Raw genomic sequence first — 465 nt, 5'->3', positions numbered from 1 at the left:
GTGCTGTGGACGACCACGTCGGCCCCGAGCGAAAGCGGGTTCTGGAACTGCGGGCTGAGGAAGGTGTTGTCCACCCCGAACACCGCGTCGCCCTCGTCGGCGATGGCGGCGATGGCTTCGATGTCGCAGAGGTGCATGAGCGGGTTCGTCGGCGTCTCCATCCAGACGAGCGCCGTCTCCTCGCGCATCGCAGCCGCGACGTTCTCCGGGTCGGTGGCGTCGACGAACGACACGTCCACGTTCAGCCGGTCGGCGAACAGCCGGTTGAGCATCGTCTTCGTCCCGCCGTAGAGGTCCTCGAACGCGACGATGTGGTCGCCCGGCCGGACCACGGCGGTCATCGTCGCGGCGATGGCCGCCGTGCCGGAGACGAACGCCAGCGCGTGGTCGGCACCTTCGAGCGCCGCGAGCCGGTGTTCCAGCGCGTTCCGCGTCGGATTCGACAGCCGCGAGTAGAGATACTCG

Annotated in this window: 1 protein-coding gene; it reads right to left on the bottom strand. The window is 68.6% G+C overall.

Going from position 1 to position 465, the window contains the following annotated elements; all coding sequences use genetic code 11:
* Positions 1-465, bottom strand: a 465-nt coding sequence (locus tag D3D02_RS19535) for an aminotransferase class I/II-fold pyridoxal phosphate-dependent enzyme (protein ID WP_121571388.1), incomplete at both ends; no start/stop codon positions are given.

Origin of the sequence: Halobellus sp. Atlit-38R, from assembly GCF_003665925.1 — an archaeon.
In the GTDB taxonomy this organism is placed as follows: Archaea; Halobacteriota; Halobacteria; order Halobacteriales; family Haloferacaceae; genus Haloquadratum; species Haloquadratum inordinatus.
The sequence above is the reverse complement of the archived record's forward strand: the minus strand, read 5'-3'. Positions and strand labels throughout refer to the sequence as shown.